Below are 19648 nucleotides of genomic sequence, written 5' to 3' on the forward strand. Positions count from 1 at the left end.
CCGTAACTCAGTTCATCCTTCCTCTTTTTATGAAAGTGTGTGGGTATGTTTTGTAATCCATTGTTGCAAACGGATATTCAACCAAAAACCATAAATTCCTAAAGTAATTATAGTTAATAAAAGCCATTTAATCCAATGACCGAATAATTGCATAGCTGTACCGTCAAAATAAAGGCGTTTACCATCAATAACGGTATGCTTGATTTTCCAGTTGTACATCATACAAATTCCCCAAGGTGCGCAAATGCCTAATGTAAAGACAGTAATCAAGGTTGCTAAAATTGAAGTCCCGATATACGTTGCTAAACCACCGTCAAAATATGAATTTTTCATTCTTTTCCTCCTTATCTCATAAACTTTATTATAACAAGAATAAATGGCCTGGGAAACAAAATGAGGATGAAATAAGTATTTTTATTCATTATTGATGTGAAATATGTTATTTATGCAACTCAAACTTAGCAGCATTAGATATTTTGTAACAAATGTTATCTAATGTAACTACCATAATAAAACGTTTTCCTTAGGAAGTGAATTAGAAATTTAAAAAAAAGGCTACTTAAATGAGCATTAATATTGTACGAGACATATCTTTTTGCTATTGTCAACTTCTGAAAAAGACCACTAAGTGGAAAAAATAAGAGAAAAGAAGGGTGAATAATTTTTTATGACAAAAAGTGTAAAATTTTTAGTGTTACTGTTGGTAATGATTCTACCAATTGCGGGGGCGTTATTGATAGGTCCAATTTCGTTTGGCGCCGAATTGAGCAAAAGTCCAATCGTTGACAAAGTAGAATTAGATCACACTACTTTATATCAAGGGGAGATGACCTCCATTAAAGTATCTTTTAGTGACAAAGAAAATCAGAAAATAAAACCTGGCGATACTATTACTTTAACTTTACCAGACGAACTAGTTGGAATGACCGAGAACGATGGCTCACCACGAAAAATCAATTTAAATGGTTTAGGGGAAGTTTTTATCTATAAAGATCATGTTGTAGCAACATTTAACGAAAAAGTTGAATCTTTACATAATGTGAACGGGCATTTTTCTTTCGGGATTAAAACGCTTATCACCAATAGTTCGCAACCGAATGTGATAGAAACGGATTTCGGAACAGCAACGGCGACTCAACGTTTGACAATTGAAGGAATGACTAACACAGAGACTGGCCAAATTGAGCAAGACTATCCGTTTTTTTATAAAGTAGGCGATTTGGCTGGAGAGTCAAATCAAGTACGCTGGTTTTTAAATGTGAACCTCAATAAATCCGATGTCACAGAAGATATTTCAATTGCGGATCGACAAGGAAGTGGTCAACAATTAAATAAAGAGAGTTTTACATTTGATATTGTGAATGACAAAGAAACTAAATATATTTCACTTGCCGAGTTTGAACAACAAGGTTATGGCAAAATTGACTTTGTGACAGATAACGACTTTAATTTACGTTTTTATCGGGATAAAGCACGCTTTACTTCCTTTATCGTCCGTTACACTTCGACAATCACGGAAGCGGGGCAACATCAAGCGACATTTGAAAATAGTTATGACATCAATTATCAACTAAACAATCAAGACGCAACGAATGAAAAAAATACATCACAGGTTAAAAATGTTTTTGTAGACGGTGAGGCAAGCGGCAATCAAAATGTGGAAATGCCAACAGAAGAAAGTCTAGACATTCCTTTAGAGACAATAGAAGAATGGGAACCAAAGACACCTACTTCGGAACAGGCAACAGAAACAAGTGAAAAGACAGACACAACAGAAACCGTAGAAAGCAGCCAACCAGAAGTTCATGTCTCGCCGACAGAAGAAGAAAATCCAGATGAAAGTGAAACACTAGGCACGATTGAGCCAATCATACCTGAAAAACCAAGTGTGACAACTGAAGAGAACGGCGCAAGAGAAACTGCAGAAAGCAGTCAACCAGAAGTCCATGTGTCGCCAACAGAAGAAGAAAATCCAGATGAAAGTGAAACACTAGGCACGATTGAGCCAATCATACCTGAAAAACCAAGTGTGACAACTGAAGAGAACGGCACAACAGAAACCGCAGAAAGCAGTCAACCAGAAGTTCATGTCTCACCAACGGAAGAAGAAAATCCAGATGAAAGTGAAACACTAGGCACGATTGAGCCAATCATACCTGAAAAACCAAGTGTGACAACTGAAGAGAACGGCACAACAGAAACCGCAGAAAGCAGTCAACCAGAAGTTCATGTCTCACCAACGGAAGAAGAAAATCCAGATGAAAGTGAAACGTTAGGTACAATTTCACCAATTATTCCTGAAAAACCAAGTGTGACAACTGAAGAGAACGGCACAACGGAAACTGCAGAAAGCAGCCAACCAGAAGTTCATGTGTCGCCAACAGAAGAAGAAAATCCAGATGAAAGTGAAACGTTAGGTACAATTGCACCAATCATACCTGAAAAACCAAGCGTAACAACTGAAGAGAATGGCGCAACAGAAACTGCAGAAAGCAGCCAGCCAGAAGTTCATGTCTCACCAACAAAAGAAATTACTACAACTGAGAAAAAACAGCCATCCACAGAAACAACTGTGGAGAAAAATAAAAATGTTACATCAAAAAATCAACCACAAATACTAAACGCTCCATTAAATACAGTGAAAAATGAAGGAAGCCCACAGTTGGCTCCCCAACTTCTTAGTGAACCAATTCAAAAATTAAATGAAGCAAACGGGCAACGAGAACTTCCCAAAACAGGCACAACAAAAACACCGTTTATGCTAATAGCAGGAATACTGGCAAGTACATTTGCCGTTTTAGGTGTAAGTTATCTACAAATCAGAAAGAATTAACAATAGAAAAGCCATCCAGCTTTCGCTGGGGGGCTTTTCTATTATCTGGAGATAAATTGCTGATAGGCGCCAATCAAAAACTATGCTACAGTAAGGTATGTACTGCTCGAAAAGGAGGGAGTAAATGACTAAAAAAATATGGTCGCACTTTCAGAAAAGCTTCACTTGGTACATTTTGATTGGTGTGATTGTTTCATTATGTAGTGCTTTAGCAATTTATTTTTTTCAACAGTTGTTAGATCATTATCAAAAAAGTTTCCAACTAGGGTTGTTAGTAGCGTATGGAACGACAATTATTTTAATTCCGCTATTGTCTTACTGTGAACAGAAACCGAAAGCTTACTTAACTAATGGCATCTATTTCTATTTGAAGAAATTAAGTTTAATAAAAATGAGCAAGATTTCCTATGAAGAATATCTAAAACTGGGAGCGGGAGCTTTACTACAAAAAGTAGAAGTTGGTGCAGCAGCTGGGAGAAATATCCACTTGAATTTTTATGGGCGCTTATTTCGAGAGCTAATTCCAGAGACGTTATTTAATTTATTTTTCATAGCATTGATTGATAAAAAATTACTGCCAGCAATTCTAATTGGTTATGTGATTGTATTTATTTTAACCAAAATACTTTTGAAAACGCTACAAAACATGAAAGAAAAAACACTTATTTCCGAAGAAGCAATGAATGCTACTTTGATACGAGGGATGACAGAACTAGTAACTTTTAGAATTAATCGAAAATATAAAAAAGAGATTGAAAATTACGCGTTAATGGCAGAGGAAAATAGTCAAAATATAACAAAAATGACTATGATCCATGAATTTTTCTTTGGCTTTTTTGCCTTGTTAGTCGCACTAATCAAAGTAAGTATTGTCGTACTTAGTTTTACTAACGTCGTGACGCTAAGTTTAGGTGGACTTGTAGCGATAGTGATGTATATCGATCGAATTTATACGCCGATAGCCATATTTAATGTTTTATTTGTTCAATATAATTTGGATAAAGTAGCCTATCAGCGCTTGGAAGATTTTTATAAAAAAGAAGATGATCCTGATTTAGCGGTTCCAGGCAAAGTGTTACCTGAAATTCAAACAATTTCATTAAAAGATGTATGTTTTAGCGTAGATAGTCAAACGATTATGTCCCAACAAAATCGACAATTTTCAATGAATAAAACTTATGGCTTGATTGGAAAAAGTGGTACAGGCAAATCTACCCTGATTAAATTGATTTTAGGATTATTGAAGCCGACAGAGGGGACAGTTTATGTGAATCAATTTCCTCTAACACAATTCAATTTGGAAGATTATTATGAAAAAGTTTTTTATTTATCTCAAGATGTGCCAATATTTCAAGGAACGTTGAAAGAAAATATTGTATTGAATCAAGAAATTTCTGATGAACAAGTAATTGAAGCTATGTATCGTTTTCAGTTGGGGGAACTTTATGAACGGTTGCCGGAAGGTTTAAACACTATTGTGAGTGAAAAAGGAATGAATTTTTCTGGTGGTGAAAAACAACGGATTGCTTTCACACGCTTAGCATTTACACAAGCAGAGATCCTTATTTTAGATGAGGCGACTTCTGCATTGGACGAAAAGACCGAAGAAAAAGTGTTACAAGAAGTACAAAAATTTACCCACAATAAGTTGACTATTTTGGTTACTCATCGACCTAAAACCCTGCGATTTGTAGATGAAATTATTGATTTAAATGAGTGAACTTGTTAGCTGTTTGGCGCTTCTTTTGCTACACTTTTTATAAGAATTGAGAGAAAGGGGCAACTGTTGATGAATAATAATGAGCAAGAATTAGCGGAATTTTGGGATGAATTTGCAGAAGAATATGAAGAAATTCAACAAGAATCGCCATTTCCAATTGCTCGAGAATTACGTGATTTCTTGGTCCAAGAAGGTCTTTTTCCGTGTCAGACATTTCTGGATATCGCAGGTGGGACGGGACGATATTTACCTTTTTTTCAAGAGCAAGTCACGGAGTATACGCTAGCCGATATTTCTCAGAGAATGTTGGAGATTGCGGAAGCAAAAGCACAAAGCAACGTTGTTTTTCTTCACCAAAGCCAAGAAAGACTGATTGAGACTGGGAAAAAATTTCAAGTCGTTTTTTCAGCGATGAACCCTGCTTTGGATACGCCGGAAAAAGTTAATGCATTGTGCCAATTAAGTGAAGAATGGTGTCTTATATTTCGGCTAGTGGAAGAGCAAGATTCGTTGTTTTCTCCTTTTGAGCAAGAGAGCAACCCGCAGTTAAATTGGATGGCACAATACAAAGTATTTCTAAAAAAAGAACAGCGCCCTTTTTTTACAAAAAAATTTTTCTTTGAAGCATCAGAAGCTATTTCAAAAGACTTTTTCCGCAACTATTTTGAAGAACAATGGTCAGTTCCAATTTTAGAACAACGCGTACAAAAAATTTTTGGTTCTCATGAAATTAAGCAAAATCAGCATACCATTATTTATGAATTAATTGTTATTCCATGTAAAAAAACAACCAGCGATGACTAATTATCGCTGGTTGTTTTTCGGTTATTTAATTGTGCGAAAGCTTTTTCTGGAATCTCTTTTTTATCAATTTTGACAGGAGATTGGATGATTCTTTTTTTACTAATGGTTGCTTCTATGTAAGCATTTGGTTCCAAAGGTTGAGGATTTTTGTCTGTCCGTTCGTAGTCCATAACTTGCGTTTTTCCATTACTTTTAACAAAATTTAGTCGATAGTGTAAAGAATATTGGCCATCTATGCTTTTTTGATTGTCATCTACTGTTTGTTTTCGTTCAGGAATTTCTAGAGGAACTTGTGCATAGGCTTTTTCACCCTTATATGTATCTGCATAATAACGATAGCCTGTATAACCACCAACAATGAATAAGCCAATAAATAAAATAGCGCCGATTTTTTTCATTTTTTCTCCTCCTAACAATTTACAAAAATAGCATAGCAAAAGAAGAAGGAGATGGAACATCGAAAAAACGAACAGTTATCTTACAAAACTGTTCGTTTTTTTTGGTCTATTTAGCTTTCATCAGAGAGTAGAAAGGAATCATTTTTCTTACGATAACTAAAGAAAATAACAAAGTACAGTAGGCCTGTTAAAAGAGTGACGCCTAACGAATTTGTAAATAAGATGCCAATAAAGATGAGACCTAAAATGATTAACGCAAGGAGATTAATACTTTTTTCAAAGAGAGACCCTCGTTTTAAAGACAGAACAAACGCCGCAGCGCTAATTAAAATCCAAATTAGCAAGACAGTGTAAGAGAGAGAACCGGCTAAGTAACCAAATAATTCATCGCCAACAAAATAAGAAAGAATAACGCCCAGATATAAAACACTGGCGCAGAAGAAAACTGAACGTTGAGGTACTTGGTGCTTGTTTAAAACCGCTAGTTTACTCATGGGTCCTTTTTTATCTTTTAAGCGAAAATATAAAAGGCGAGAAGAGGCGTATACCCCAGAATTAATAGAAGAAAACAAGGCTAAAATAATCACAAAATTTACGATGTCAGCAGCAAAAGGAATATTCATTTTTTCAAAAACCATAACAAATGGACTCACCGTTGTGCCTGCTAATGTATTCCAAGGGAAAATAATCAAAAGTAAGAATAATGGAATGATATAGAAGGAAATAATCCGTCCCATCACACCACGAATCGCTTTAGGAATGGCTTTTTTAGGATCATCTGCTTCACTGACAGTAATCGCGATTAATTCTGAACCGCCATAAGAATAAATAACTACTAATAAAGAATTAACAATACCTTTCATGCCATGTGGGGCGAAGCCACCATGATCGGTGATACTTTGTAAAGTAGGGAAGACACCACTGCCTAGCATTTGTTGTCCCACCAGATAAACACCAAAAATAATTAACAAAATGATGACACTAATTTTAGCAAACGCCAACCAATATTCTGTTTCTGCAAATAAACGAACCGAGTAAAGATTAATGAGCGTCGTTAAAATAGCTAAAATGAAAACAAAAAACCAAGCAGGAATATTAGGAAACCAAAGTTGTAAAAAGGAAGCTGCGGCAACCGCTTCTGCGATAATATTAATTGTCCACATGGAATAATAAACCCAATCAATAAAATCAGCAGAATGTGCACCTAAAAATGGTCGAACTAAGCTAGACAAACCATGATGTGTGTCTCCGCCATCTAAAACAAGTTTTCCTAAACCACTCATGACGATGAAGAGAACAGCACCGCCAATTAGAAAGGCGATTAAAACAGAAGGACCAGCAATACCAATTGCTTCGCCACTTCCTTTAAAAAGACCTGCGCCAATCGCTCCCCCTAAGGCTAACATCGTAATGTGGCGCGAGCTTAATTGTTTTTTTAAGGTTGTTTGTTGTGTTTCACTCATAGGATTCTCCTTTAATTGAAAAAAATAATATGAAAATAACTTTCTTTATTATATACAATTTTCTGACAATTACAACTATTCTGTCAATGAAAATGAAAAAATAAGTGAAAAATATTATGAAAATAAAAAAATCGAGCAATTTAAGTGATTAAAATCGCTCAATTTTTTTATTAATTTTTATTTTTTAATAGAGTCATAATTGTTAATGGAACAGTAATGACTACATAGCCGATGATACTAGCCACTACTAAATAAGCTATAGGACTCGAGAAATTAAATAAGTCCGTTAAAAGTATTGCGACAATCATTGAAATAGCATAACAAATGAATAATTGAATAAACCGCTTTGCAGACAAAAAATCACCTCTTCCTAATTAGTTAAAGTCTCTTTTCAATCATTTAGTATACACCTGAAAAGAAGAATAAACTATCATTAATTAAAAGAAAAAGTGAAACAACTAGCGGATTTTTTGTTCAGCTGATTATCTTAAGAATTAGAAAATGGGACATAAGTCATCTCGACTTATGTCCCATTTTCATTTATGACGTTGGCTTCGTGTAAATTGAGAAGTCTCGTCCTCTCTAGTGGTTGGTTTCTGTGTTCGTTGTACGGCTTGCTTTTCCGGCTCGCTCTTTTTTGCAACATCAGTCACAACATTTGGCTTCTGAGAAGGGGGAACAGTTGTTTTTTTGTTTAAAGTTGGCGTAGTTCTTTTTGTTTCTTTCTTTTGTTTCTTTTTATTATTTTTATCATTTCCAGTGACTGTCAAATAGATAATCAGAAAAATCATTAGGATCGTTGCAACAATTAATAGAATAAACATGTTAAATGAAATGAACATGCATGGCCCTCGTTTCTCGTTTTTTCTTAGTTTACCAAAATTTCAAAATTTCGTCACTCTTTTCTTCAGAAAAAACGAATTTCGAAGGGGGTAAAAGAAACTTTTATAAAAAAGCCTCCTTTTTTGTGTGAAAATGCACAAAATTTCTGGAATCGTTTGCTGTTAAAACCAGATACTGGTAAAATAATTATTGTATAAGAATCATTTTAAAAAACGATTTTTGTTACAAATAACGTATTTGTTGAAAAGGCACTGTGAAGTAGTTAGAGACGACAGCCAAGTGACTTTTAATGACAGCCGCCCAATTAATTTCATGGAGCCTTTTCGTAGAAAACGAGGAGGTTATTTTGCGTGAAAGTGAGTATATTTTCGACATGCGTGGTGGATTTACTTTTTCCAAATGTAGGGCAAGCAATGGTAGAGGTTTTGGAACGTTATGGCTGTGAAACGGTTTTACCAACAAGCCAAACGTGTTGTGGTCAGCCAACGTACAATAGTGGCTATGTGACAGAGAGCACGACAACGCTTAAGAATCAAATTGATAGTTTTGACGGTGCCGATTATGTGGTGGGACCTGCGGGGTCTTGTGTCGGCATGATGAAAGAATACCACAAATTTTTAGCAGATGATCCTATTTATGGGCCAAAAGCACAACGTTTAGCTGAGCGAACTTATGAGTTTAGTCAGTTTCTTTATCGTGTCTTAGGGGTCAAAGATGTTGGCGCAACGCTATATGGGAAAGCCACTTATCATCGTTCTTGTCATATGACGCGAATTTTAAATGAACGAGAATCGCCTTTTGTTTTGTTGGATCATGTGAAAGGATTAGAAATGATTCCTTTAGGACATCTTGAAAATTGTTGCGGATTTGGCGGAACGTTTTCAGTGAAAATGCCAGCTATTTCTGAACAAATGGTGACGGAAAAAATGAACGATGTGATTGATACGGGCGCAGAAATTTTAATTAGTGCGGATATGGGTTGCCTGATGAATATCGGGGGTAAATTCAATCGTGATGGGAAAAAGATTAAGATTATGCATATTGCAGAAGTCCTTAATCACGAAGTGGATGAAGCACGCATGGACCAACCACAAATCATATCGGTAGGGTAAGGGGGAAGAACTGTGGGATTATCAACGAGCAATAAGCCGTTAAGTGAACGAATTGAAGAAAGTAAAAAAGATGTGTTTATGCAAAAGGCTGTCGCCAAAGCACAAGATGCCCAATGGGAGAAACGAGAAGGTGCGCGGGAAGCTTTAGGCAATTGGCCACAATGGCGTGAACTGGGAGAACAAATTCGCCAACATACAATTCAGTATCTGCCTGACTATTTAGAAGAGTTCAGTGATAACGTCGCCAAACGAGGTGGCAAAGTCTTTTTTGCTCAAACCGCCGAAGAGGCCAATGAATATGTGAAACAAGTGGTTCTAGAAAAAAAGGCGAAAAAAATTGTGAAATCTAAATCAATGGTGACGACCGAAGTCGATATTGATCCAATGTTATTGGGATTAGACGATGTCAGTGTAATGGAAACAGACTTGGCGGAATTCATTTTACAAATGGATGACTGGGATGAGCCGTCACATATTGTTTTCCCAAGTATTCATAAAAATCGCGAACAGATTCGTCAGGTTTTTGCGAAAAAATTAGGGTATCAAGGAGATAATGACCCGGTAAATTTGGCACGCTGTGCACGAGAAGTGATGCGCAAATTCTTTTTGGAAGCGGAGATTGGCATTACAGGTTGTAATTTCGCTATTGCGGATAGCGGCTTAATTAACTTAAATACAAATGAAGGAAATGCTGATTTGACCATCAGTATTCCTAAGACACAAATCGTGTTAATGGGGATGGAAAGAATCGTACCAACAATGCGTGAAGCAGAGGTTTTAGATAACCTTTTAGCCAGAAGTGCTGTTGGTCAAAATTTAACAACGTATGTGACGTTTGCCGGGCAAAAAAATGCGGATGAATCCGATGGTCCAGAAGAATTTCACGTAGTCATTTTGGATAACGGGCGTTCAAAAGCGTTAGGAACAGCCTTTCAGCCAGTCTTACAGTGTATTCGTTGTGGGTCTTGTCTGAACGTTTGTCCGGTCTATCGCCATATTGGAGGGCACGGTTATGGCTCTATTTATCCAGGACCAATTGGTGCTGTGCTTTCTCCAATTTTAGGTGGATATAAACAGTTTGGGGAATTGCCTTATGCGTCTAGTCTTTGTGGGGCATGTACGGAAACGTGTCCTGTGAAAATTCCATTGCACGAATTATTAATTGAACATCGTAAAGTGATGACCGATGATCTGAAAATGAAACATGGATTTGAAGATTTCCAAATGCGTATGGTAGGTAAAGCCACTGGTTCACCAGCAATGTTTAAAGCAGCCATGAAAGTCGATCATGCTGCAGCGGGCATTTTAAGTAAACAAAAAGACATTACTGTTGAAAACATGTACAATCATGGAGGCTACCTTGATAAAGGACCAGGGTTAGTAAAAGGTTGGACCGATGTTCGTGATTTGCCAAGACCACCAAAATCTTCAGAAAACTTCAGAAGTTGGTTCAAAAAACATCAAGAAGGTGAAAAAAATGACTAACGAAGCGATTCAAAATCGAGAACCTTTTTTACAAAATCTACGAGAAAAATTAGGCGTAGAAAAACAGCCTGTTTCGGCCCATCCATTTGAGCCAGTTAATCATTTACCAGAAGAACAGTTGGCAGATAAAACACCAGCAGAGCTATTAACGATTGTGAAAGAACGTGTGGAAACGATTCACACGAACTTAGTGGAAACCACACAAGAAAATTTACTGACGACGATTCAGCAAATTGTTGCTGAGTTTGGTGGGGGCAATCTTTTATTGCCAACAGATGCACGTTTTGAAGCCTATGGATTAGCTGATTTAGCTAAGTCATTAGAGGCTGTTTCTGTTAAGCAATGGCAACCTGGAAGTGAGCAACGAGAAGCGAATATTCAAACAGCTGCTCAGGCAAATATTGCGATTGCCTTTGCTGAGTTTTTACTAGCTGAATCAGGAACGATTGTGGTGGAGTCCAATGCGGGACAAGGCAGAGCCTTACATTTTTTACCGAAGCATTATATTTCAATTATACCGTTTAGTAAACTCGTTCCACGTTCGACTCAGCCAGCAGCTTTTTATACAGATAAAATAGAAAAAGGCGAAAAAATCGGCTCAGCGATTCACTTTATTTCAGGGCCTTCTAATTCAGGAGATATTGAAATGCAACTGGTTGTCGGGTTGCATGGTCCTTTAGAAGTTTGTTACGTGGTTGTGATGGATCGCTAAAACGCTAGAAGCATAATCAATTCAGCCTTTTTTAGAATTGATTATGCTTTTTTTATGAGCAGGATCAAAAAAGTAAGAATCAAATTTGAAAGAAATACGTTTTTTTTCTGACCATTTTGTAAAAAAAGCATACATAAAAATTAATTGAGTGTTAAGCACTATAGGATTGATTTACTTTGTGGTAGAATATGAGACATAAGATAATAAGGTTTTTGGAGGAATGAGTTTGAAATCAAAAGAATTAATTAAAACAGTCGTCTTTTTTGCCTGTTTAGCTTTGGGTCTGTTTTTACTGAGACAATTTGTATTTACGCCTGTCGTAGTGAGAGGTCATTCAATGGATCCAACGTTAGCAGATGGTGAACGGGTAATTACATTAAAAAACACAGAAATTAATCGTTTCGATATTATTACTTTCCCAGCGCCAGATGAACCAGATAAAAATTATATTAAACGTGTGATTGGTTTACCTGGAGATACAATTGCGTACAAGGATGATACATTGTACATCAATGGAAAAGAAGTTGACGAACCCTATTTAGATGAATTTAAAAAAGCCTTAACAGATGGTCAACCTTTGACAGGCGATTTTTCATTAAAAGAAAAAGTACCAGCAGATAGCTACTTTGTTTTAGGTGATAATCGACGGAATTCAAAAGACGGTCGTGTCATTGGTTTTATTCATAAAAAAGATATTTTGGGTGAAGTGAAATTTGTGATGTGGCCATTCTCACGGTTTGGTCCAATACCAGAAGTGTCAAAACAATAAAAGATACAATGAGTAAAAGAGAAGGACGGAAATGTGTAAAAACAAACACATGTTTCCGTCCTTCTTTTGTGGTAAAATAAAGGCAGTGCAAAGGAAAAGGATGTGAAACCATGAGTGTGCAGTTTATTAGAGGAACCGCTGTGGCAGATTTAGAAGCGCCACTTATACAGGCGACAAAACAATGGCTAGAGGAAGACGCACAGCATGAAGTATTCTATTTAGTCCCGAACCATATTAAGTTTGAGCAAGAAATTCAAGTCTTGCAAAAGTTACGTCAATTACAGACAACTACGTCTGATTCAATAACCAGTACCCGTCTGCAGGTTTTTAGTTTTTACCGTTTGGCTTGGTACTATTTACAACATACACCTTTTTACTCGGCAGATGTTTTATCTGATGCAGGCGCTGCGATGATTTTCCGCAAAATTTTAGTAGAAGCAGAAGAAGAGTTACAAATTTTTAGAGGTGAAATTAACAAGCCTGGCTTTATTCAGCAACTATTTCAGCTTTATCAAGAAATGCGCGAAGGCAATATTGAGATTGCGGAGCTTTATCCATTTTTAGAAAAACAAACGGAGAACCCTAAAGGACAAGATTTACAACTTAAGTTTCAAGATTTAACGTTAATTTTTTCGCGATTCCAATTGCAAATGAGTCAGTATGGCTATGAATCAGCGGAGATTATTCAACATTTAAGCGAGTATTTACAAACGGTTGATTTGTCGAATGTTCAATTCGTTATTTCAGGCTATCAGCAGTTTACTGCCAGAGAATTAAAGTTGATTGAAGTGCTAATGGCGCAAGCAGGTTCTGTGAAAGTAGCCCTCGTATTGGACAAACAATATCCGCATGACTTACCTGATCCGCGGTCGTTATTTTATGAAGCGGGACAAACCTATCATCAGCTTTATCAACTAGCAAGACAGAAGCAAATCCCGATTCTTTCAGATTATGTGGAAAAGAAAGAGGTATTAATTACAAATCCAGACTTGCAAGGATTAAACGATTATTGGATTCAATCGCAAGAACACCTGCCTCCATTAAGCACAACTGACTGGAGAGGCGATGGCTTATTTCTGTGGCGTGCTGAAAACGTTAAAGAAGAATTAACACATGTTGCAACCGAAATTCGCCGTTTAGTGGTGGAAGAAGGGTATCGGTACAAAGAAATTCAGGTGTTGACTCGTGATTTAGATTGTTATGAAAATTTATTAGAACCGATTTTTGCGGAACACGAGATTCCTGTTTATGTCGACCGAGATATGGCTATGGATCGGCATCCTTTAGTCGAATGGATTGAATCTTTATTTGCTATTCATTCGTACAATTATCGTTATCGCGATGTGCTCCGGTTTTTGAGAACGGAATTATTTATGCCAATGAATCAACTCACTACTTCTGAAGAAAGCTTGACTGATTGGTTAAACCAACGGAACGCTTGGCGCAGAAAAGTTGATATTACCGAAAATGTAGTCCTAGCATACGGCTATGAAGGTTATTATTGGTCGCAAGAAAAAGATTGGGAATTTATTCGGTATGATTTTGAAGCGGAAGAGCAAGAAGATGTCGCTACGATGGAAGAAGAGTCAAATGCGATTCGTCAATCGCTTCAACGGCTGTTACCTAGTTACTTTCAAGCAATGATAAGTGCCAAAACTGGTTTGGAAGCAGCGACCGTCTTCTATCACTTTTTACTGCAAAGTGGTGTGGCAACACAATTAAAAATGTGGCGCTTACAAGCTATCGAAGCAGGTCAACTAGAAACAGCTCGTAACCATGAACAGACTTGGGATGCATTGATGTCGTTACTAGATGAATACGTCACTGTTTACGGAGAAAGTTCGTTTGATTTTACAACGTTTCAAGAAATATTTGTTAGTGGCTTGGAAGGTTTGCACTATAGTAAAGTGCCGACAGCGATTGACCAAGTACAAGTTCGCGCAATGGATTTAACTCGACCTGGCGCTGTCAAGGTTACTTTTGCTATTGGGATGACGGAAGAAATTTTTCCACAAAAGATTGAAAATAAAACACTATTGTCTGATGAAGAACGTCAGACAATCAATGATACTTTAACGGAAAACCAATATTTACGTGGGACAACCGGACGCAAAATTGCGCAAGAACCGTTTGTTGCGTATCTCGTCTTTTCTTCAGCGCGAGAACGGTTATATTTAACCTATCCAAGTGTTAAAGATACCGCTCAAGAAGTCAAACCGTCTCCTTATTTTAAAAATATCCAAAAAGATTTAAACTTGCTCGTTTTTGAAAAAAATGAAACAACCATTTTCGATGATGAAACGACCAGTTTAGCCCATATTAGTACGTATCGGACGTTAATCGGTGAATTAACGCGTTTGAAAAGACAACGGAAAGAAACACAAGAAGGATTGTTGCCTTTCTGGTTAAATATGGAAAAAGCGCTAATGAACCAATCAATTGCGCCGCTAGCCAAGCAAGTTTTCGAAAGTTTAACGCATCAAAATATTCCTGAAAAGATTGATGAGGTCTTAGCAGAACCTTTATATGGTAAAGATATTTATACATCCGTTTCTCGGATGGAGAGTTTTTATCGGTGTCAATATCAATACTTTTCTCGCTATGGCTTACGTTTGAAAGAAAGAGATGTCTTTGGGCTTTCGCCAGCAGCTACAGGGGAATTTTTCCATGAAGCATTGGATCAGTTCTTTAAATTATTGATTATGAATCAACGGAACTTATCTGAATTAACCGATCAGGAAGTCAATTTATTGGCGGAGGAAGTACTAAATAGTATTTTAGGGGATGCGCGTTTTTCTGTATTAACGACCTCTAGTCGCATGAACTATATTCGCTATCAATTGAGTCAAACAATTAAAAAAGTCAGTTGGGCGCTGAAACGCCAAAGCCAACGAAGTGGTATGACTACTGTTCAAACGGAAGTGTTATTTGGCCAAATTGCCGCTAAAAAAGGAATTTCTGGTTTGGAATTACCATTAAAAAATCAAGGGAAGATTCATGTTCGGGGAAAAATCGACCGGATTGATCAATTGGTTACACCCGAATCAACCTATTTAGGTGTGATTGATTATAAATCGAGTCACCGTAAATTTAATATGACAGAAGCGTATTACGGCTTAGCCATGCAAATGCTGACGTACTTGGATGTGGCTTTAATGGATGCTGTGCAATTAGTTGGTCAAGAAGCTAAACCTGCTGGCTCACTTTATCTGCATGTACACAATCCTACGTTATCTTATGAAGGCAAAGACGACATTGAACAACAAATGCTTAAAAAATATCAGTTTGATGGTCTTTTGATGAAAGACCCAGATTTATTGGATCATTTAGATACGAGTCTGCAAGCTAAACAAAGTTCGTTGCTGTTTCCGATTGAAGAATCCGCCAAAGAACAAATTAAACCTGGTCGTCGCCAAGAAGATAAATTTGTGACAGAACCAGAATTAGGCGCGTTGCTTTCCCATAACCGAAATAAATTTATTGAAGCGGGGAATCAAATTATTGGCGGCGAAGTTCAACTTAATCCCGCTTATCAAGGCAAGGAACGGATTGCTTGTCGCTATTGTCCGTTTCGAAGTGTCTGTGATTTTGATGTGATGTTAAAAGAAAATAATTATCATCGTATTGAGAATTTATCCAAAGAGGAAATTATGGCGCGCTTGTTAAACAAAGATGAGGAAGGAGCAACCGAAGATGAGTAAAACAATTCCACTACGTCCAGCCAATGAGCAATTCACCGACAGTCAATGGCAAGCGGTGTTTGATGGCGATGAAAATATCTTAGTTTCTGCTTCGGCTGGCTCAGGAAAAACCACCGTTTTAGTCCGCCGTGTCATTGAAAAAGTCAAAAGCGGCGTCGATATCGATCGTCTCTTGATTGTGACGTACACTGAAGCCGCCGCCCGTGAGATGAAAGAACGTATCCAAGTGGCTTTACAAAAGGCAATGAATGAAGAACAAAATCCAGAAAGAAGACGGCATTTTTCTCGTCAAATTGCTCTTTTGCCAACAGCCAATATCAGCACGTTACATGCCTTTTGTTTAACTGTTATTCGTCGTTTTTATTATTTAATTGACATAGATCCAGTTTTTCGGATGTTAACAGATGAAACAGAAACATTGTTATTAAAAGAAGATGTTTGGGATGCATTACGTGAACAATTTTATGCGGAAAATCAAGAAGAATTTTACCAATTAACAGCGAATTTTTCCAATGATCGTAGTGATGACGGACTCACTAACTTAATTTTTTCTTTTTATGAATTTGCCAAAGCCAATCCTGATCCAGAGGCGTGGATTAATGGCTTAACACAAGCCTACGAAGTAGGGGATCAGCTAGGCGAATCAACGTTATTTCAGACGTATTTAAAACCGCTAGCCGTTGAGACGTTACAACGAACTCTTCAGCGTTACGAAGAAATGGTGACCTTAACAGAGGGCGAAGAGAAACTTCAAAAGATTTGGTATTTAGCTCAAAATGAAAAGGAACAAACAAAACAATTTTTACAATTTTTAGAGAGAAATGATTTAGAGAGCGCCTATAATTTGACTGAATTGTTGAGCTTTGACCGCTACCCAACGGTTCGTGCCGAAGAGTTGAAACCAACCGCGGAACAAGCCAAACAGTTACGAGAACAAAATAAAAAAGCGTTAAATGATTTGAAAAAGCAACTGTTTACACTTTCTCCAGATGCCATGAAACAAGTCTTGAAAGAGGCCACGCCCATTGTTCAAGAAATGGCTCACGTGGGGAAACAATTTATGGAGGCCTATGGCGCAGAAAAACGGCTTAAAAATTTAGTGGATTTTAACGATTTAGAACATTATACGTTAGCTATTTTAGCGAAAAATCAGGCAGATGGCTGGCATGCATCAGAAGCCTCTCTTTACTATCGCGAAAAATTTGATGAAGTGTTAGTCGATGAATACCAAGATATCAATCAATTACAAGAATCTATTTTGTATTGGTTGCGCCGCCCGCTTAGCACAGAAGGAAACCTTTTTATGGTAGGAGATGTGAAACAGTCTATTTATTCTTTCCGCTTGGCAGATCCTACATTGTTTATTGAAAAATACAATCAGTATGGGTACGGCAAAGAGGGCAAACGAATTATTCTAGCTGAAAATTTTCGTTCCCGCAAAGATGTTTTAGACTTTACGAATTTAGTATTTAGTCAATTAATGGATGAGCGAGTGGGCCAAATTGCTTACGATGAGTCAGCCGCTTTGGTTCATGGCTTTGATCAATTTTCGGAGGCGGCTGATTATTCAACTGAATTGCTAATTTATGAAAAAAAAGCAACAGAATCAGTTGAATTTCCAGAATTACAATCCCCTGAGTTGTTGATTGAAGATAAGACAGAAGGGGAACTTTACGTTACTGCTTTGAAAATTCGTGAATTAATTGACCAAAATTTTTTAATTTATGATAAAAAGCTGAAAACGGATCGACCGATTACTTATCAAGATATTGTCTTATTAACGCCTACAAAGAAAAATAATTTAACTATTTTAGATGTTTTTAAATCATTAGAAATTCCAGTTCAAGTCAATGATGCTCAAAATTATTTCCAAGCAACGGAAATTCGTACAATGATTGCCTTGCTTCAATTGATTGATAATCCCTATCAAGACATTCCTTTGGCAGCTGTGTTACGTTCACCAATTGTTGGATTAAAAGAAAACGAATTAGTGCTTATTCGTTTGGCTAATAAGGAAACCAGTTACTACGAAGCATTTTTAACGTTTAATCAAAAAATGGAACCAACCATGGAGGAAGCAGTTGTTCAGGAAAAAACTATACGTTTTGCTGAATCATTAGAAAAATGGCGGGAACAGGCTCGACGCAACCAGCTTAGCACCTTGCTGTGGACGATTTATCGGGAAACGGCCTATCTTGATTATGTTGGCGGGTTGCCTGTTGGCAAACAACGCCAAGCCAATTTATATGCGTTGGTCGATCGGGCCGCGGCGTATGAAAAAACAACCTTCCGCGGATTATTTCAATTTGTTCGCTTCATCGAAAAAATGCAAGAAAAAGACAAAGATTTAGCGGAACCAGTCGTTTTAAGTGAAGAGAATGCCGTACGCGTCATGACGATTCACGCTAGTAAAGGGTTAGAATTTCCGGTGGTATTCGTTTTAGATATGACCAAAGAATTTAATGTCAGTGATTTGAATGAACGCTATATCTTTGAAGAAAATTTAGGGGTAGGCATTCGTTATTTACAACCTGAAGAACGAGTTATGTACGATACTTTACCATTTTTGGCGATTAAACAAGTACGATTAAGAAAATTACTATCCGAAGAAATGCGGAAGTTATATGTGGCGTTGACACGTGCAGAACAGAAACTTTTTCTGGTAGGCTCCTATAAAGACCAAGCGGCGATGTGGAAAGAGTGGCTGAAAGTTGGCGATGTAGAAACACTGGTGCTACCAGCTGAAAATCGCTTGCAAAGTAAAAGTAGTTTAATGAATTGGGTTGGGATGACATTGGTACGTCATCAAAAAGCCGATGAATATCAGCAAGAAGTAGTGGTAAGTAACGTTCCGCAAGTCAAAAAGCACCCAGCTAACTTTCATATTCAGTGGTTCAACGAAGAACAACTACGAGCAGCCATTCAGCAATTACAATTGCCAGAAAGACAAGCAGAGGATTTAGCCGAAAAAGCGCAATTATCTGCTGACAAAATCAATCGTGGCCTTGCACGGTTAAGTTTCAATTATCCGTTTGAAGTGGCTACTCGGACCACCAGTTATCAGTCTGTTTCTGAAATCAAGCGAGTATTTGATGACCCCGATAACAAAGAAATTGGTAAAATTGAGGTTCGGGAAGACAATACTATTCAAGCGCAACCGTTGATTGTCAATCGAATGATTGAAGGAAATTTAAGTAAGCCTAAATTTTTAGATACGGTTCAAGCGCCCTCAGCAGCTGAAATTGGGACAGCAACCCATTATTTATTACAACTAATTGATTTAAGTACGCAACCTTCTTATGAGGAAGTGCGAGCTGTTCAAGAACGCTTAGTGGAAAATAAATTGATTTTACCAGCAATTGCTGAAAAAATGAATCTGGAACAAATCGTGGCCTTCTTTGACACCGCCTTAGGAAAACAATTGATTCAACACCATCAAACCGTTAGAAGGGAACAACCTTTTTCTATGCTGATTGAAGCAGAAGAGCTCATTCAAAATTATCCAGAAACGACACAAGATGATTTATTAATTCATGGGATTATTGATGGCTATATCGAATTAGACAATCAATGCATTTTGTATGACTATAAAACCGATCATGTAAAAGGCACCTCTCCCCAAGCAATTTCTGAAATTGTCGAACGGTATCGCGGACAGATGAATCTTTATCGTAGAGCGCTACAAGAGGCAACGCATAAAGAGGTGTCGCACGTCTATTTAATTTTATTAAATGGAGGAGTAATTATTGACATGCAGACAGGAAATGTTGTAGATTTTATAAAGTAGAAAAAATTAGAAGCAGAAACA

Annotated in this window: 14 protein-coding genes; 9 read left to right on the plus strand and 5 right to left on the minus strand. The window is 37.2% G+C overall.

The genetic code is table 11. The annotated features are described in order from the left end of the window. Positions 1-27: 27 nt before the first annotated feature. On the minus strand, positions 28-333 hold the full coding sequence (locus tag IGJ24_RS04295) for a DUF898 family protein (protein WP_002360604.1): 306 nt from the start codon (positions 331-333) through the stop codon (positions 28-30). Between the two features lie 334 nt (positions 334-667). Between IGJ24_RS04295 and IGJ24_RS04300 the strand changes: the two genes are divergently transcribed. From IGJ24_RS04300 to IGJ24_RS04310, 3 genes are all read left to right on the plus strand, one after another. Continuing rightward, the gene (locus tag IGJ24_RS04300; RefSeq protein ID WP_438775358.1) at positions 668-2833 is read left to right on the plus strand and encodes a collagen binding domain-containing protein; all 2166 of its coding nucleotides are present in this window, start codon (positions 668-670) and stop codon (positions 2831-2833) included. A gap of 124 nt (positions 2834-2957) precedes the next feature. Continuing rightward, positions 2958-4553, plus strand: a complete 1596-nt coding sequence (locus IGJ24_RS04305) for an ATP-binding cassette domain-containing protein (RefSeq protein WP_289865597.1) — start codon at positions 2958-2960, stop codon at positions 4551-4553. A 69-nt stretch (positions 4554-4622) separates the two neighbouring features. Further along, positions 4623-5357 carry a class I SAM-dependent methyltransferase gene (locus IGJ24_RS04310; RefSeq protein WP_289865596.1) on the plus strand — a complete coding sequence of 245 codons (735 nt, stop codon included), beginning with the start codon at positions 4623-4625 and terminating at the stop codon, positions 5355-5357. On the opposite strand, the gene IGJ24_RS04315 is transcribed toward IGJ24_RS04310, so the two are convergent. The 4 genes from IGJ24_RS04315 to IGJ24_RS04330 all read right to left on the minus strand — a co-directional run bounded on the left by IGJ24_RS04315 (position 5354) and on the right by IGJ24_RS04330 (position 8042). Beyond that, entirely contained in the window at positions 5354-5755 is a 402-nt protein-coding gene (locus tag IGJ24_RS04315) for a YxeA family protein (protein WP_033598905.1), read from the minus strand. The genes IGJ24_RS04310 and IGJ24_RS04315 overlap by 4 nt on opposite strands. A 110-nt stretch (positions 5756-5865) precedes the next feature. Continuing rightward, complete coding sequence (locus IGJ24_RS04320; protein ID WP_438775359.1) at positions 5866-7218, minus strand: amino acid permease; 1353 nt, start codon at positions 7216-7218, stop codon at positions 5866-5868. A gap of 170 nt (positions 7219-7388) precedes the next feature. Beyond that, positions 7389-7574 carry a hypothetical protein gene (locus IGJ24_RS04325; RefSeq protein WP_002358046.1) on the minus strand — a complete coding sequence of 62 codons (186 nt, stop codon included), beginning with the start codon at positions 7572-7574 and terminating at the stop codon, positions 7389-7391. A 180-nt stretch (positions 7575-7754) separates the two neighbouring features. Then, positions 7755-8042, minus strand: a complete 288-nt coding sequence (locus IGJ24_RS04330; RefSeq protein WP_002390077.1) for a hypothetical protein — start codon at positions 8040-8042, stop codon at positions 7755-7757. Positions 8043-8411: 369 nt separating this feature from the next. On the opposite strand from IGJ24_RS04330, the gene IGJ24_RS04335 reads away from it, so the two are divergent. From IGJ24_RS04335 to addA, 6 genes are all read left to right on the plus strand, one after another. Next, the gene (locus IGJ24_RS04335; protein WP_002360596.1) at positions 8412-9173 is read left to right on the plus strand and encodes a (Fe-S)-binding protein; all 762 of its coding nucleotides are present in this window, start codon (positions 8412-8414) and stop codon (positions 9171-9173) included. 12 nt (positions 9174-9185) lie between these two features. Further along, a complete protein-coding gene (locus IGJ24_RS04340; protein ID WP_002365496.1) occupies positions 9186-10658 on the plus strand; it encodes a LutB/LldF family L-lactate oxidation iron-sulfur protein in 1473 nt (490 codons plus the stop codon). Further along, complete coding sequence (locus IGJ24_RS04345; RefSeq protein WP_010716939.1) at positions 10651-11370, plus strand: LutC/YkgG family protein; 720 nt, start codon at positions 10651-10653, stop codon at positions 11368-11370. Before IGJ24_RS04340 ends, IGJ24_RS04345 begins: the two co-directional genes overlap by 8 nt. Positions 11371-11590: 220 nt before the next feature. Continuing rightward, positions 11591-12139, plus strand: a complete 549-nt coding sequence (gene lepB, locus IGJ24_RS04350) for a signal peptidase I (protein WP_002358039.1) — start codon at positions 11591-11593, stop codon at positions 12137-12139. Between the two features lie 110 nt (positions 12140-12249). After that, entirely contained in the window at positions 12250-15840 is a 3591-nt protein-coding gene (locus IGJ24_RS04355) for a PD-(D/E)XK nuclease family protein (protein WP_289865595.1), read from the plus strand. After that, on the plus strand, positions 15833-19627 hold the full coding sequence (gene addA, locus IGJ24_RS04360; protein ID WP_289865594.1) for a helicase-exonuclease AddAB subunit AddA: 3795 nt from the start codon (positions 15833-15835) through the stop codon (positions 19625-19627). The genes IGJ24_RS04355 and addA overlap by 8 nt, the downstream gene beginning before the upstream one ends. Positions 19628-19648: the final 21 nt, after the last annotated feature.

Source organism: Enterococcus sp. DIV0546, from assembly GCF_051712785.1.
Taxonomy (GTDB): domain Bacteria; phylum Bacillota; class Bacilli; order Lactobacillales; family Enterococcaceae; genus Enterococcus; species Enterococcus faecalis.

Bases quoted from the DNA above. Each gene is read 5' to 3' on its own strand.
- IGJ24_RS04295 (WP_002360604.1), bottom strand. From the start codon at position 333: ATGAAAAATTCATATTTTGACGGTGGTTTAGCAACGTATATCGGGACT.
- IGJ24_RS04300 (WP_438775358.1), top strand. From the start codon at position 668: ATGACAAAAAGTGTAAAATTTTTAGTGTTACTGTTGGTAATGATTCTA.
- IGJ24_RS04305 (WP_289865597.1), top strand. From the start codon at position 2,958: ATGACTAAAAAAATATGGTCGCACTTTCAGAAAAGCTTCACTTGGTAC.
- IGJ24_RS04310 (WP_289865596.1), top strand. From the start codon at position 4,623: ATGAATAATAATGAGCAAGAATTAGCGGAATTTTGGGATGAATTTGCA.
- IGJ24_RS04315 (WP_033598905.1), bottom strand. From the start codon at position 5,755: ATGAAAAAAATCGGCGCTATTTTATTTATTGGCTTATTCATTGTTGGT.
- IGJ24_RS04320 (WP_438775359.1), bottom strand. From the start codon at position 7,218: ATGAGTGAAACACAACAAACAACCTTAAAAAAACAATTAAGCTCGCGC.
- IGJ24_RS04330 (WP_002390077.1), bottom strand. From the start codon at position 8,042: ATGTTTATTCTATTAATTGTTGCAACGATCCTAATGATTTTTCTGATT.
- IGJ24_RS04345 (WP_010716939.1), top strand. From the start codon at position 10,651: ATGACTAACGAAGCGATTCAAAATCGAGAACCTTTTTTACAAAATCTA.
- lepB (WP_002358039.1), top strand. From the start codon at position 11,591: ATGAGTTTGAAATCAAAAGAATTAATTAAAACAGTCGTCTTTTTTGCC.
- IGJ24_RS04355 (WP_289865595.1), top strand. From the start codon at position 12,250: ATGAGTGTGCAGTTTATTAGAGGAACCGCTGTGGCAGATTTAGAAGCG.
- addA (WP_289865594.1), top strand. From the start codon at position 15,833: ATGAGTAAAACAATTCCACTACGTCCAGCCAATGAGCAATTCACCGAC.